Source organism: Jejuia sp. G7-7 (assembly GCF_055808955.1).
Genome location: NZ_JBVVSZ010000001.1, coordinates 899,963 through 914,241, shown reverse-complemented (window position 1 = coordinate 914,241; position 14,279 = coordinate 899,963). Strand labels below are relative to the sequence as shown.

General features: G+C 31.9%; 14 protein-coding genes. 6 read left to right on the top strand and 8 right to left on the bottom strand.

Annotated elements, in window-relative coordinates:
• The first annotated feature begins 9 nt into the window (after positions 1-9).
• The 6 genes from AC0L5U_RS04500 (at position 10) to bshA (ending at position 7,565) form a co-directional block, all read left to right on the top strand.
• A complete protein-coding gene (locus AC0L5U_RS04500) occupies positions 10-882 on the top strand; it encodes a family 16 glycosylhydrolase (RefSeq protein ID WP_473414870.1) in 873 nt (290 codons plus the stop codon).
• A 6-nt stretch (positions 883-888) separates the two neighbouring features.
• The gene (locus tag AC0L5U_RS04495; protein WP_473414869.1) at positions 889-1,365 is read left to right on the top strand and encodes a LamG domain-containing protein; all 477 of its coding nucleotides are present in this window, start codon (positions 889-891) and stop codon (positions 1,363-1,365) included.
• A gap of 2 nt (positions 1,366-1,367) precedes the next feature.
• On the top strand, positions 1,368-1,769 hold the full coding sequence (locus AC0L5U_RS04490) for a LamG domain-containing protein (protein ID WP_473416166.1): 402 nt from the start codon (positions 1,368-1,370) through the stop codon (positions 1,767-1,769).
• A 15-nt stretch (positions 1,770-1,784) separates the two neighbouring features.
• Complete coding sequence (locus AC0L5U_RS04485) at positions 1,785-3,179, top strand: sulfatase family protein (RefSeq protein WP_473414868.1); 1,395 nt, start codon at positions 1,785-1,787, stop codon at positions 3,177-3,179.
• Positions 3,180-3,420: 241 nt separating this feature from the next.
• On the top strand, positions 3,421-6,336 hold the full coding sequence (locus AC0L5U_RS04480) for a glycoside hydrolase family 3 N-terminal domain-containing protein (protein ID WP_473414867.1): 2,916 nt from the start codon (positions 3,421-3,423) through the stop codon (positions 6,334-6,336).
• A 92-nt stretch (positions 6,337-6,428) separates the two neighbouring features.
• Positions 6,429-7,565, top strand: a complete 1,137-nt coding sequence (gene bshA, locus AC0L5U_RS04475) for an N-acetyl-alpha-D-glucosaminyl L-malate synthase BshA (RefSeq protein ID WP_473414866.1) — start codon at positions 6,429-6,431, stop codon at positions 7,563-7,565.
• A 10-nt stretch (positions 7,566-7,575) separates the two neighbouring features.
• Here the strand turns inward: bshA and AC0L5U_RS04470 are convergent, their stop codons facing one another.
• The 8 genes from AC0L5U_RS04470 to AC0L5U_RS04435 all read right to left on the bottom strand — a co-directional run bounded on the left by AC0L5U_RS04470 (position 7,576) and on the right by AC0L5U_RS04435 (position 14,133).
• The gene (locus AC0L5U_RS04470) at positions 7,576-7,848 is read right to left on the bottom strand and encodes a hypothetical protein (RefSeq protein WP_473414865.1); all 273 of its coding nucleotides are present in this window, start codon (positions 7,846-7,848) and stop codon (positions 7,576-7,578) included.
• Between the two features lie 310 nt (positions 7,849-8,158).
• Complete coding sequence (locus AC0L5U_RS04465) at positions 8,159-8,629, bottom strand: hypothetical protein (protein ID WP_473414864.1); 471 nt, start codon at positions 8,627-8,629, stop codon at positions 8,159-8,161.
• A 64-nt stretch (positions 8,630-8,693) separates the two neighbouring features.
• The gene (locus AC0L5U_RS04460; protein WP_473414863.1) at positions 8,694-9,047 is read right to left on the bottom strand and encodes a hypothetical protein; all 354 of its coding nucleotides are present in this window, start codon (positions 9,045-9,047) and stop codon (positions 8,694-8,696) included.
• Between the two features lies 1 nt (position 9,048).
• The gene (locus AC0L5U_RS04455; protein WP_473414862.1) at positions 9,049-9,438 is read right to left on the bottom strand and encodes a hypothetical protein; all 390 of its coding nucleotides are present in this window, start codon (positions 9,436-9,438) and stop codon (positions 9,049-9,051) included.
• Position 9,439: 1 nt separating this feature from the next.
• Positions 9,440-9,928: a hypothetical protein gene (locus AC0L5U_RS04450; RefSeq protein WP_473414861.1), complete on the bottom strand. Its 489-nt coding sequence runs from the start codon at positions 9,926-9,928 to the stop codon at positions 9,440-9,442.
• A 6-nt stretch (positions 9,929-9,934) separates the two neighbouring features.
• Entirely contained in the window at positions 9,935-10,372 is a 438-nt protein-coding gene (locus AC0L5U_RS04445; protein ID WP_473414860.1) for a DoxX family protein, read from the bottom strand.
• Between the two features lie 143 nt (positions 10,373-10,515).
• Positions 10,516-11,511: a helix-turn-helix domain-containing protein gene (locus tag AC0L5U_RS04440; protein WP_473414859.1), complete on the bottom strand. Its 996-nt coding sequence runs from the start codon at positions 11,509-11,511 to the stop codon at positions 10,516-10,518.
• A 210-nt stretch (positions 11,512-11,721) separates the two neighbouring features.
• Positions 11,722-14,133 (bottom strand): alpha-ketoacid dehydrogenase subunit alpha/beta, encoded by a 2,412-nt coding sequence (locus AC0L5U_RS04435; RefSeq protein ID WP_473414858.1) that lies wholly within the window; start codon positions 14,131-14,133, stop codon positions 11,722-11,724.
• Positions 14,134-14,279: the final 146 nt, after the last annotated feature.

Sequence of the window (14,279 nt, the reverse complement as noted above, 5' to 3'; positions counted from 1 at the left end):
GAACTAAAAATGAAGACATTGAATAAAATTTCAACTCTATTCTTGATAATGATGGTAAGTTCAATATATGGACAAAAAGCACCTCATTTCAATGAAGGAGAAGATCCAAAACCATCAAATAAAAATTGGAAATTGATTAAAAACATGTCCGATGAATTTGAAGGCAAAAAAGTAAATGAAAAAAAATGGCAAATCTCTGGGCAAGGATGGAAAGGACGTGCTCCAGGTTTATTTCTTGCAGAAAATGTTTCAGTAAGTGATGGGAGCTTACAAATAATGACAACCAAATTACCAAAAACAACTGTAAAATATGGTAAAACATATACCCATGGCGGCGGTTATGTTGGTTCTAGATTTGGTATGACATACGGTTATTATGAGTGTGAAATGAAAGCCAATAAGACATTTATGTCTTCTACTTTTTGGTTGATTAATGAGGGTAAAGGCTTAAAAGGATGTGATAAAAGAACAACGGAATTAGATATTCAAGAGTGTGTTGGGCAAATTGTAAATGACGCCGAATGGATGAAATATTTTGACCAATCCATGAATTCAAATACACATAGTAGAAATATTCCTGAAGGATGCAACTATGAAAAGGGAACTAGTAAAGGTGGAGGTCCAGCAGGAGGAAAAGTTTATGATGATTTTCATGTGTATGGGGTGTGGTGGAAAAGTAAAGATGAAGTATTATTCTTTTTAGATGGAAAATTAGTTAAAAAAGTAACACCACCTGCAGATTTTGATATTGCAATGCATTTGAGACTAGTTGTAGAAACTTATGATTGGAATCCTGTTCCACCAGATGGAGGTATGAATGGTTCCATAGAAGATAGAACAACAACTTACAACTGGGTACGCTCTTGGAAGTTAGTAGACTAATAAATTATGAATATAACTAAAAATACACTTCTAATAAGCTTATTACTTTTGGCAACCCTAAGTTGTACAAAAGAACAATTACACCAGCCACAATTTGCTCATGGAGAAGACCCCAAACCAGATTCTAAAAAATGGATTTTAGTCGAAGATTTATCAGATGAATTTGAAGGGAATACACTTAGCAATAAATGGACTACAACTGGGCAAAACTGGATTGGTAGGGCTCCTGGGTTATTTCTGCCCGAGAACATAAAAGTGGATGATGGTACTTTGCAAGTTACTACAGTAAAACTCCCAGAATCCATAACGAAACAAAATAAAATATTTACACATGGTGGAGGTCATGTGATGTCTAAAAATACCATGACTTATGGGTACTACGAATGTAGATTAAAAGCTAATAAAACTTTCATGTCTTCTACGTTTTGGTTGTATAATGAAAAAAAGATGGTGAAGGCTGTGATAAAAGAAACACAGAGTTAGATATTCAAGAATCTGTTGGTCAAATAACAGGAGAAGATATTGAAGATCTTAGCAAATTTTTACATCATATGAATTTTAACACCCATAGTAGAAATATTGAGGAAGGCTGTGATGTTGCTAAAGGTATTATTGGTGGAAAAGCGCCAATTGGCTCTAAAGTATATGACGATTTTCATGTGTTTGGAGCTTGGTGGAAAAGTAAAGATGAAATTTTATTCTTTTTGGATGGTAAGTTTGTTGAAAAAGTGAAGCCTGTAGGCGATTTTAACCTTCCAATGCACATAAGAATGGTTGTAGAAACCTATAATTGGAATCCACCACCAAAAGATGGAGGTATGAATATGCCTGTAGAAGATAGAACTACTTATTACGATTGGGTACGCACTTGGAAATTAGCAAATTAGTAATACTTTAAAGAAATGAAAAATGAATTTTGCTTCATAAAAGGTTTAATAGTTGTATTAGTTTTTTTAACATCAAGTATTCAAGCACAAGACAAACCAAATATTTTGGTAATTCTTGCTGATGATTTGGGTTATGCAGATTTAGGTTTTACAGGCTCAAAAGATATTAAAACACCTAATTTAGATGAGCTAGCAAATAATGGTGTAATTATAAAAAATGGATATGTTACACATCCGTACTGTGGGCCATCTAGAGCTGGATTGATTACAGGGCGTTATCAAGCACGTTTCGGTTTGGAAATAAACCTTACCAACTCGCCTTTTGACATGTATAATGGTTTGCCACTTACAGAACAAACTTTTGCTAATCGTTTACAAAAATCTGGTTATAAAACAGGAGTTATTGGTAAATGGCATTTAGGAGGTTCAGACCCATTTCATCCAAATAATAGAGGTTTTGATTATTTCTATGGGTTTTTATCAGGCGGACATTCGTATTTTCCAAATAATGTAAAGACACACATGCCTTTAATAAATCCTAAGACCAATGCCCCACATTATGGTGCAAATGAAGGGAGTTATTGGCCATTAACAAGAAATAATAAAGCCGCAGAGTTTAATGAGTATTTAACCACAGCATTAAGTAATGATGCAGCAGAATTTGTAAAAAATAGTGATGATAAACCATTTTGCCTCTATTTAGCTTATAATGCACCGCACATGCCATTGGAAGCTCCAAAGGAAACAATAGAAAAATACATCCATATAAAAGATAAAAAACGACGTACATACTCGGCAATGGTAGATGAACTAGATCAAGGAATTGGTGTGGTTGTAGATGCTTTAAAAAAGTCTGGAAAGTTTGATAATACATTAATCTTCTTTTTATCTGATAATGGAGGCGCAATAAAAAAAGGGATGACTTTTGCAAATAATGGATATTTTAAAGAAGGAAAAGGCAGTATGTACGAGGGTGGTTCTCATGTTCCCTTTATTGTGCATTGGCCTAACGGAAACTTTAAAACTGGCGAATTTAATGGTTTAGTATCTGCACTTGATATTGCTGCGACTTCAGTAGCTTTAGGACAAGGAGATACATCAGGAAAACCTTTAGAGGGTGTTAATTTAATTCCTTATTTAAAAGGAGAAAAGTCAGGTTCTCCACATGATGCTTTGTATTGGAGAATGCAAGATGGTGTTGCTTGGGCAGTTAGAACAGTTGATGCTAAATTTTTAAAAAAAGGAAAATTGGCATTATTCAACATGGCGGATGATCCTTATGAGGATGAAAATATAATAAACAATTCTCCAAAACTCCGAAAAGAACTTGCTAAACTTTGGAACGATTGGAATAAAGAAAACATAGGGAATATTTATTTACAAGCTAATCCATATCAAAAAAACGATTAGAGATGTACAAAAAACTTTATGATGATTTACTAGATAAAGCAAAGAAAAAACAACTTTTGGTCATCGAATAATATCGTATTTCTGAAATTTTATTGTGCGTAACAGTTTATCTATTTCATTTTAGTATTTACCTTTTCTTTATAAAAGTGTCTTAAAGTTTTTCTCTCTTTTTTTAAAAGTGTTATTTTGGCATGATTATTATTGACTATGTTATTAGTTAAATTGCTTAATTAGTCCCCTTATGCGCTATTTGTTTTATACCTTAATATTCTTCTCTTGCCTTTTATTAAAAGCTCAAGACACACAAAATCCACTTTTAACTAGTGATGCCGTAGCCCAACAAAAATGGGTAGATAGTATCTATGGTAACATGTCACTTAAAGAAAAAGTAGGGCAATTATACATGGTTCAAGTTATGTCAAATCAAAATGCTCTTGAAAAAAAGAACATTGTAAAATTGATTAGAGAACACCATATTGGGGGTATTATTTATTCAAATGGAGGTCCTATGCGGCAAGCACAACTAAATAATGAGTTGCAAGCGCTATCAAAACTTCCAATGTTAATTGGCATGGATGCCGAATGGGGTTTGAGTATGCGTTTAGATTCTACTTATGCATTTCCTTATAATATGGCATTAGGAGCAATAAAAGATAATAACTTAGTAGAGCAAACTGGTAGGCAAATTGGAGAGCATTGTAAACGTTTAGGTGTTCATTTTAATTTTGCACCTGTGGTTGATATCAATACTAATCCTAAAAACCCAATAATTGGTAATCGGTCATTTGGAGAAGATAGAGATAATGTTACAGAAAAGGGATTAGCGTTTATGAAAGGCATGCAAAGTGCTGGAGTTTTAGCAAATGCCAAACATTTTCCAGGACATGGTGATACCGAAGCTGATTCTCATCATACATTACCAACAATTAATTTTGATGCAAAACGTATAGATTCTATAGAGTTATATCCTTACAAAAAACTAATTAAAAAAGGCTTGTCTAGTGTAATGGTAGCACATTTAAATGTACCAAGTTTAGAAGCTAGAGACGGCTATCCTTCATCTTTATCAAAACACATCGTTACAGACATTTTAAAAGATTCCTTAGGTTTTAAAGGACTTATTTTTACAGATGCACTAACCATGAAAGGTGCTGCAGATTTTAGCGAATCAGGAGATATAGATTTAGCAGCTTTTAAGGCAGGAAATGACGTTATGTTGATGTCCGAAAACGTTGGTATTGGTGTGTCAAAACTAATTGGCGCTTTCAACAAGGGAGAAATTACAGAGGAGCGTTTAGCACATTCTGTAAAAAAGATTCTTCTGGCAAAATATAAAGTTGGTTTGAATAATTATGAACCAATAGGATTATACAATTTAAAGAATGATTTGAATCGCTTAAAAGACGATATGCTTTATGAAGAATTACTAGAAAATGCCATAACCGTTGTTAAAAACAAAGCAGATTTAGTACCTGTAACTAAATTAGAGACTAAAACTATTGCATATGTTAAAATGGGAGATGATGATGGTAGTATATTTTTCAATGAATTAAAAAAATATACAAAAGTACATCAAATACAAGATGATAATCTGTTCCCACTTATTAAAAAACTACAGCCTTATAATACAGTAATTATTGGTTTACATAAATCTAATTTAAGTCCTTGGAAACCTTATAAATTTAGTAGTAAAGAGTTAGTTTGGTTGTATGAAATTGCCAGAACGCACAATGTTATTTTAGATGTATTTGCAAAACCATATGCGCTTGATGATTTGAAAACTATCGAAAATATTGAGAGTATTATTGTTAGTTATCAAAATAGTAAAATAGCTCAAGAAAAATCAGCACAATTAATTTTTGGAGCTATTGCTTCAAAAGGAAAATTACCAGTATCAATTGGTTCATATTTTAAAACTGGAGAGGGTATAGAAAATAATGCTATAAAGCGATTAGGTTATACAATTCCTGAGCGAGTTGGTATGAATTCAGAAAAATTAAAGCGTATAGATTCTATTGCTCAAGTTGCTGTCGATTCCATGATGACACCGGGTATTCAGTTGTTAATAGCTAGAAAAGGTAAAGTTATTTACAATAAAAGTTTTGGTAAACACACATACAAAGGCAAAGAAAAAGTAGGCTTTGATGATATATATGATGTAGCTTCATTAACTAAAATTCTAGCCACATTGCCTCTTGTAATGGAACTAGAAGAAAAGGGATTAGTATCATTAAATAGTCCATTATACGAATTATTACCAGAGTACAAAGGTTCAAATAAAGAAGATGTTACCATAAAGCAAATGTTATCCCATTATGCACGATTAAGACCATGGGAACCTTTCTATTACCATACTTTAGATTCGATTACTAAACGTCCAAGTGGAAAATATTATAGAACAGAAAAGAGTAAAAAATTCAATATTGAAGTCTCTAAAAACTTATACTTAAGGTCTGATTATCAAGACTCTATTCAAAAAATAATCAAAGAATCAGAGTTGCTTGAGCGTTTGCGTTACAGATATAGTGACTTTCCGTATTATATTTTAAAGAAATTTATAGAGAAACATTACGACAAAGGTTTAGATGAATTGGTGCAAGATCATTTTTATCAATCTTTAGGAGCAAATTATACGATGTATAATCCATACCGAAAAATAAGTAACAAACACATTGTACCTACTGAGGTTGATAATTATTACCGTCACCAAAAGGTACATGGTTATGTACATGACATGGGAGCTGCAATGCAAAATGGAGTTGGTGGTCATGCAGGAGTTTTTAGTAATGCCAATGATGTTGCCAAAATTATGCAGATGTATTTACAGAAAGGGTTTTATGGAGGAAAACGTTATTTAAGTCCTAAAACTTTTACGAAATTTAATACTTGTCATTATTGCCATAAAGATAATAGACGAGGAGTTGGTTTTGATAAACCTCAATTAGGAGATGAAGGCCCAACCTGTGGTTGTTTATCTATGACAAGTTTTGGACATTCAGGGTTTACTGGAACTTATGCATGGGCAGACCCAGATGAGGAAATTGTTTATGTGTTTTTAGCTAATAGAACTTATCCGCATGCTGGAAAAAATTTATTATTAAAACGAAATATAAGAACTGAAATTCAACGTTTTATTTATGAAGCGATTGAAGATTAGAAGTACTTAAAGTTTCAAGTTGGAAGTATTTAAAGTTGGCATAACTATTAAACTTTAAGTATTTTAAACTTAAGACACTTAAAATTTATAAAATGAAAATAGGTATTGTTTGTTATCCAACTTTTGGAGGTAGTGGTGTTGTGGCTACTGAACTAGGTTTAGAATTGTCTAAGCGTGGCCATGAAATTCACTTTATTACCTACAATCAACCAGTAAGGTTAGAGTTATTGAGCAATAATGTACATTATCACGAAGTTAATGTGCCAGAGTATCCATTATTTCATTATCAACCTTATGAATTGGCGCTATCAAGTAAATTGGTAGATATGGTTAAACTGCATGGTATAGAAATTTTACATGTGCATTATGCTATTCCTCATGCTTATGCGGCTTACATGGCGAAGAAAATGTTAAAGGAAGAAGGTATTCATCTGCCAATTGTAACTACGCTTCACGGTACAGATATTACACTTGTTGGGAGTCATCCATTTTACAAACCAGCGGTTACTTTTAGTATTAATAAATCTGATGCTGTTACTACGGTCTCAAAGAGCTTAAAAGATGATACGCTTCGTTTATTTGATATTAAAAAGGATATTAACGTAGTGCCAAATTTTATAGATTTAGATAAATATAACCATGGTTTCACGGATTGTCAACGAGGAATGATGGCGAATGATAATGAGAAAATCATCACGCATATCAGTAATTTACGACCGGTAAAAAGGGTTCAAGATGTGATTAGTGTATTTTATGGTATTCAAAAAGAAATGCCTGCTAAATTAATGTTTATAGGTGAAGGCCCCGAAAAAGAAAATGTTGAAAAACGTTGTAGGGAATTAGGGATTTCAGATAAAGTGATTTTCTTCGGCAGAAGTAATGAAATTGATAAAATATTATGTTTTAGTGATTTGTTTTTACTACCATCATTAACCGAAAGTTTTGGTTTAGCCGCATTAGAAGCTATGGCTTCAGGAGTTGCAGTAATCTCAAGTAATACAGGTGGAATTCCAGAAGTAAATGTTAACGGTGTTTCAGGATTTTTGAGTGATGTTGGAGATATAGAAGACATGGTGAAAAACGCACTTTATATTTTAAGTGATGAAGCACGTTTAAAAACATTTAAAAATAACGCAAGAAAAGAAGCCCTGAAATTCGATTTACATGCTATAGTGCCACAATATGAAGCGATTTATCAAGATACGCTATCGAAGTGTTTGGTATTGTAATTGAATATAACTACTCACAATCAAATTGCACCTTTTTATTTTTCCATTGTATCCAATATTCTTGTAAACCTTCAGGGGTTGTTTTTAAATCACTTATATTTAATTTGTGGCCTGGAAGGAGTGCTTTTTGCAATTGTAATTTTCTTTCTGTCAATGCTGGCACATGATTCCACCCACCAACATGATCAAAAGATGTGTAAGCTTCACATTTATCAGTAACTGAAATAAAAGGAATAGTTAATTTATAAACTACATTACCTGATCCCATACCTTTAGTAGACATTTTAACTTTTGTAAAATCTACTTTTTTGTATGATTTGGAATGGTATAACTTTTTAGTTTATCGCCAACAGCCTGAGACATTTTGTTAGAAAACTGATGTGCAATATCAGATCCATTTATAAATTCAGCACCTTTGTATGTGCCTTTACAATCATAGTTAGTACATATAATTCTTGTTTGTTTTGTTGTATTTAGTGAGATGTCTTTTTTGAGTTTTTACAACTATTAAAGTATGACCCTAGAATTAATAAAGTGATAAAATATTTCATTTTTAAGTGTTCTTTCTTCTTTTCAAGTGAATTATGATAATTCTACAATTCGTCCAGCATCAAATTATAATCATACTGCAAGTCTTCATGTAATTTAGCAATTGTTTTTTTAGACAACAAAATTTGACGATTGTACATGTTTTGCAGTTGGGTGCTTCGCTTGATACTTGGTTTAAAATCTTTTAATTTTTCACAGAAGTAGAGGAGTAGTTCTACCTCAGTTTCTTTTTGTTGAGAATAGCGAATAAATTTTTTAATGTTTCTTAATATTTTACGAACACTTTTTCTGATGTAATAATAACTATCTGTATTTATAATCTCAAATTCAGCATCTATATAGTTTTTAACGCTTTCTATATAACCACTTTCATTATGTGATTCAAATAATAAGTAGGTAAGTAGTTCCTTATTTTCTTTTTTAAATCGCCCAAGACGTAAACAAAGGTCTTGCAATTCTTTATTTGAAAGCATATTCAGTTCTTTCTTGATTTCGGTAAGATTTACGGCTTTCATATTTGTTTTCAATTAATTTATAAATATAAAAAAACCACAACTGATGTTATGGCTTTAAACGTTTTTATTCTTTGTTTTTAAAGAGTTTTATGGTTTTGTTTTCATCTTCTGGTTTTATTGTTATTAAAAGTTTTCTTAGTCCCATTTTATTGACTTTATAGATTTTTGTTCCAGTTGTCCAATATTCTTTTCTACTTATTAAAGGCATCATTGGGAAACCATAACTAAATTTTCTACCGTTTGGTTTTGTGCCAATTACTACAAATTGATGTCTATTCAATGAATTATTTTTAATTTTGAAATTAATAAATTTCGGTTTATTGTTTTCAATTGCTTGACCAAGTATATGTTGCGGGATTTCGTTTTGTGTAAAAGTGTTTACACAAACAAATATTATTAGAGAAATAATATGCTTCATTTTAATTGTTTTTAGAAATTTTTGTGTCAGGGTAGTTGAACTTTGCTTCATATAGAATAGTTTCTGGCTTATATTCAAATGTTATACTTCTATTTTGCTGTCCTTTTAGCTCAAAGAAGTCATTGTTTTTTACAAATTTGAATTCTAAATCAAAACTTGTTGAATTAAATTTAATCGAACCTTCATATATACTACCGTTATTTTCATCTGTTAGCCTCAATGTATCATTCCAAGATAAAGGGCTGGTATTTCCTCTTACTCCAACATTTTTAATGTTTTCTTGATGGCGCATATCTAATTTGAATTGAATTACTTTTGGATGTGTATTTTGCACACAGCTTGCGCAAAATGCAATTATTAGTAGTGTTGTTATAATTATTAACTGTTTCATCTTAGTTAGTTTTAATGAATTTGTATGTATTTCTTATGATACTATCATTGGTGTTTTTATAAACTACTTTTTTGCTGATGGTGTACGTGTAATCATTAAATTCATGTCTATTAAACATCTTAGCTTTTCTGCCATTGTCTTTTCCTTCGTAACTTGTTATTAGTATTCTTTTGCCATTTTTATAAGTATTAGAAACTACTTTTTCATTGCCGTAATAGGTGCCGTTTTTCTTAATCTTAACTTTAGCTTTATTATTTTTATTCGGCTCATAAGTATATTTAACATTAGATATTATTTTGTCATTCTCAATTTTAATATCTAAAGTTGCCTCAACATTTGAAGATTTTCCAGATTGATAATCTATGTATGTAAGAACACCTTTCCATTTGGTGTTATTTAATATTTCAATATCTGATATTGAAACTTTGGCTTGCCCATAATTCATCATTGTAAATAAAAGTAGAGCGATTGTAATAATATATTTTTTCATAATAATTTATTTTAAAGTTTTAGAAATTAAATAGTCTAAACCAAAGCGGCCAGAGCCGAAGTATAGATTGTAAACGGAGATCCATAAAAAACCCATAGCAGGAAGTATTGCCCATGTTCCTTGATGCCACTTTTGCATAAAAATAGCAACTAGCATTGTGCACATAATTAAGAATGAAGCAATTCTTGTTTTTAACCCGAAGGCAAATAGAATGCCTCCAACAGCTTCACTAAAAGCGCCCATCCATGCAAAAAAAACTGGTGCAATAGCGAAAATCCCTCCGTAAGATGCAACATCTTCTGGAAACCAAGCAGCAACTTCAAATAGCTTCAAGTTTCTGTCATCTGGTGTCCATGGCATTCCGAATTTTGCTGCTCCAAAATCCAGAGCTAATAACATACCACAGCTAAACCTGATAGCTGCAAAAGTAAATCTGCGAACCAATGCGATTGGATAATTGGTGTAATTAACAATTTAATGATTTTCATAATGTTTATTTTTTTGTTGATGAGGCAAATTTCAAACATTACCAATGCATGAACGACTTAAAAGATGTTGGAAAGACTTAAAATACGATTTGAGACGTCTTAATTTATTGTAGAATTTAAATATTCTGTAGGAGAGTGGTTTGTTAACTTTTTAAATACCCGATTAAAGGTTGCTTTACTATTAAATCCACATTCTTGTGCAATACCTAATAGGGATAATTGCTTATGCTTATTTTCCTTTATCATACCTTTAAAAGCATCAACACGATACATGTTTACAAAATCATTAAAGTTTTTGTTGAATCCTGAATTTATTACTTCTGAAAGTTGCCCTCTAGACATATTTGCTTGTTGCGCTAAGTCTGATAAGTTTAATTCGGAATTTAAGTATGCTCTTTCGTTTTCCATAAGTGATTTTACAATAGCAATATCCTTTTTTGATATTGATTTCGAATCGTTTTCACTTGAAGGATTTGGTATAGCATCTTTACTAGGAGAAAATCTAAAATCTAGTTTGTTAAGTATTGAGGTATCTGTAAAATACCCCTTAATACCAATGTATAGTGTAATTATTGCTACAAATAAATTAAGCCACCACCGTTGTATGTAGCTTAAATCAGTTACAAAAATGCCAACAATAGTTTGTGTAGTATCATACAAAAACATCAAAGTAAAAAGTATTAAAAAGCTTAGAATCCAATTAAGTTCTAATTTATAAGTATTAGAAAAGTATTGAATTATTTTTTTGCGATAATTGTAAAACAGTTGTAGTGTGAATGCTAAATATAACAACATAAAGGGAAATTCAATAAAACTCATTGCTGGTTGAATAATAGACTCGTCTAAGTCTATTTTTAAAATTCCATTTTGTGTTTCATTAAAAGCTGGTTGAGAAGCATCATAAATAAAAATGAAGATTCTATAAAGTATAAAAGTAAAAGCAAATGCAAAATGCCACCAATGTAGTTTTTTAAATTTGAAATTAGATATGGTTACAGATTTCACATATAAATAAATTAAAGGTGCTAGAAGGATAGTTATGTTGTATAAGAAGTAATTTATTTTGGTGTTTCTAAATGTATCATACCAACCCATGAACCCAATTGTGTAGCACGTTTGGCTATAGCAGGTTATAAATAATATAAGACTCAAGAATAAATCAGAAATATTTCCTTTCCTTTTGTATTTAGCAAGAAGAAGAATGGCAAATATTAAGCCTTGAATTACTAAAATGAAAAGAGGTGTACTTCTAATGTTAAAATCTGGAAACAACTAATACTAATTTAGAACTCTAAAGTAATATTATTATCGCAGTTTTGGAAAATCATTAGGACTCAATTCGTACATCACATCATAAACAGCTTCAAAAATATCTTCTGTAGAGGGTTTAGAGAAATAATCACCATCATTACCATATGCTGGTCTGTGCGCTTTTGCTGTCAATGTTTTTGGTGCGCTATCTAAGTATTGAAATGCGTTTTGTTCATTCAAAATCTTATCTAATATATATGCAGAAGCTCCACCGGGAACATCTTCATCTATTACTATAACACGATTGGTTTTGGCTATACTTTTTACAATATCATGATGAATATCAAAAGGAACTAAGGATTGAACATCAATAATTTCTGAATCAATACCAACGGCTAAAAGTTCTTTTGAAGCTTCTTCAACTAAACGCAAGGTAGAGCCATAAGACACTAGTGTAATATCAGTCCCTTCTTTTATAGTTTCTACAACACCAACAGGGGTTTTAAAATTTCCCATGTTATTAGGTCGTCTTTCTTTTAAGCGATAACCATTAAGACATTCCACGACTAATGCAGGATCATCGCTAAGCAATAACGTATTATAAAAACCAGCGGCTTTGGTCATATTTCTTGGAACCAATACAAAAACACCTCGCATTAAGTTTAAAAGCCCTCCCATTTGAGAGCCAGAATGCCAAATACCTTCCAGTCTATGTCCACGAGTTCTAATAATTAATGGGGCTTTTTGTCTGCCTTTTGTGCGGTAATGTAATGATGCTAAATCATCGCTAATGGTATTTAAAGCATAAAGTGTATAATCTAAATATTGAATTTCTGCAATAGGACGTAAGCCCCTTAAAGCCATACCTATACCTTGGCCAATTATGGTTGCCTCTCTAATGCCTGTATCAGCTACTCGCAATTCTCCGTATTTTTCTTGAAGACCTTCTAAACCTTGATTTACATCACCAATATTTCCTGTGTCTTCACCAAAAATTAAGACTTCTGGATGTTTTTGGAAAAGTGCATCAAAATTATCTCTAATGATAATTCTCCCATCTACCAATTCTGAAGTATCATCAAAAACAGGCTTTACTTCGGTTACATGTAAAGCAGATTTATCGGTTTCACAATATAAATGTGAACTAAACTTTGGTTGGATTGTTGCAAAATAGTTATTTATCCAATCTGCTAATTGTTTGCTCTCACTAGAATTTTTTCCAATAGTATATCTTAAGACCTTCCGTGCGGTTGATAAAATATCTTTTCTAGTTGGTTCATTTAAGCCTTTAAGTGTGTCTTTTAATTTTGAAATAAAAACACCATTAGAATTGTTTTGAGCAACAGATTCTAACAATGAAACGAGCTCATTTTGTTCTCTTTTTATAGGTGCTAAAAATGTATTCCACGCTTTTGTTTTACTCTGTTTTACTTCGCGTTTTAGGGTGCGTTCAATATTGGTTAGTGTTTCATTGTCTGCAATACCACTTTCAAGAATCCATTCTCGCATTTTTTTATTACAATCATGATCGGATTCCCAACGTAATCGTTCTCCACTTTTATAACGTTCGTGAGAACCGGAAGTAGAATGCCCTTGCGGTTGCGTTAAGTCGGTTACATGAATTAAAACAGGAACATGTTCCTCTCTGGCAATTGCAGCAGCTTCTTGATAAGTAGCTACTACATTAGGGTAATCCCAGCCTTTTACACGAAGAATTTCAAAACCTTTATCATTTTTATTTCTTTGGAAACCTTTTAAAATTTCCGATATATTTTCCTTTGTAGTTTGATGTTTCGCATGTACAGAAATACCATATTCATCATCCCAAACACTTGTAATCATAGGTACTTGTAAAACACCAGCAGCGTTTATAGTTTCAAAAAACAAACCCTCACTAGTACTGGCATTACCAATTGTGCCCCAGGCAACTTCGTTTCCATTAACAGAAAATTTTTTGGGGTTTATGTCTTTTAACTCTTTATAAATTTTTGATGCTTGCGCAAGCCCCAAAAGCCGAGGCATTTGTCCAGCAGTAGGAGAGATATCAGCACTAGAATTATATTGTGTTGTTAAATCTTTCCAGTTACCATTTTCATCTAAACTATGAGTTACAAAATGACCGCCCATTTGACGTCCAGCAGACATAGGTTCTAATTCCAAATTAGTATTGGCATACAAACCTGCGAAAAATTGTTCAACAGATAATTCGCCAATGGCCATCATAAATGTTTGATCTCTGTAGTATCCAGAGCGCCAGTCGCCTTTTGCAAAAGCTTTAGCCATGGCAAGTTGTGGTATTTCTTTACCATCTCCAAAAATTCCAAACTTAGCTTTACCAGTCAAAACCTCACGTCTTCCTAATAAACTACATTCGCGACTTAACACAGCTATCTTATAATCATTTAAAACCTCGGCTTTAAAATCATCAAATGAAATATTGTCTTTTAAGTCGGAAATAGATTGCATATTTGGTTGGTTAAGAACTCACGCGAAATTAGTGAATTTTTAGGTTTTTTGCAATTAATAGACCTTCAAATAAAGTGTGATTTCTATAATAATATCTAATTTTACGATTAAATATTGCTGAATTCTTATAAAAAACACTATTTAGA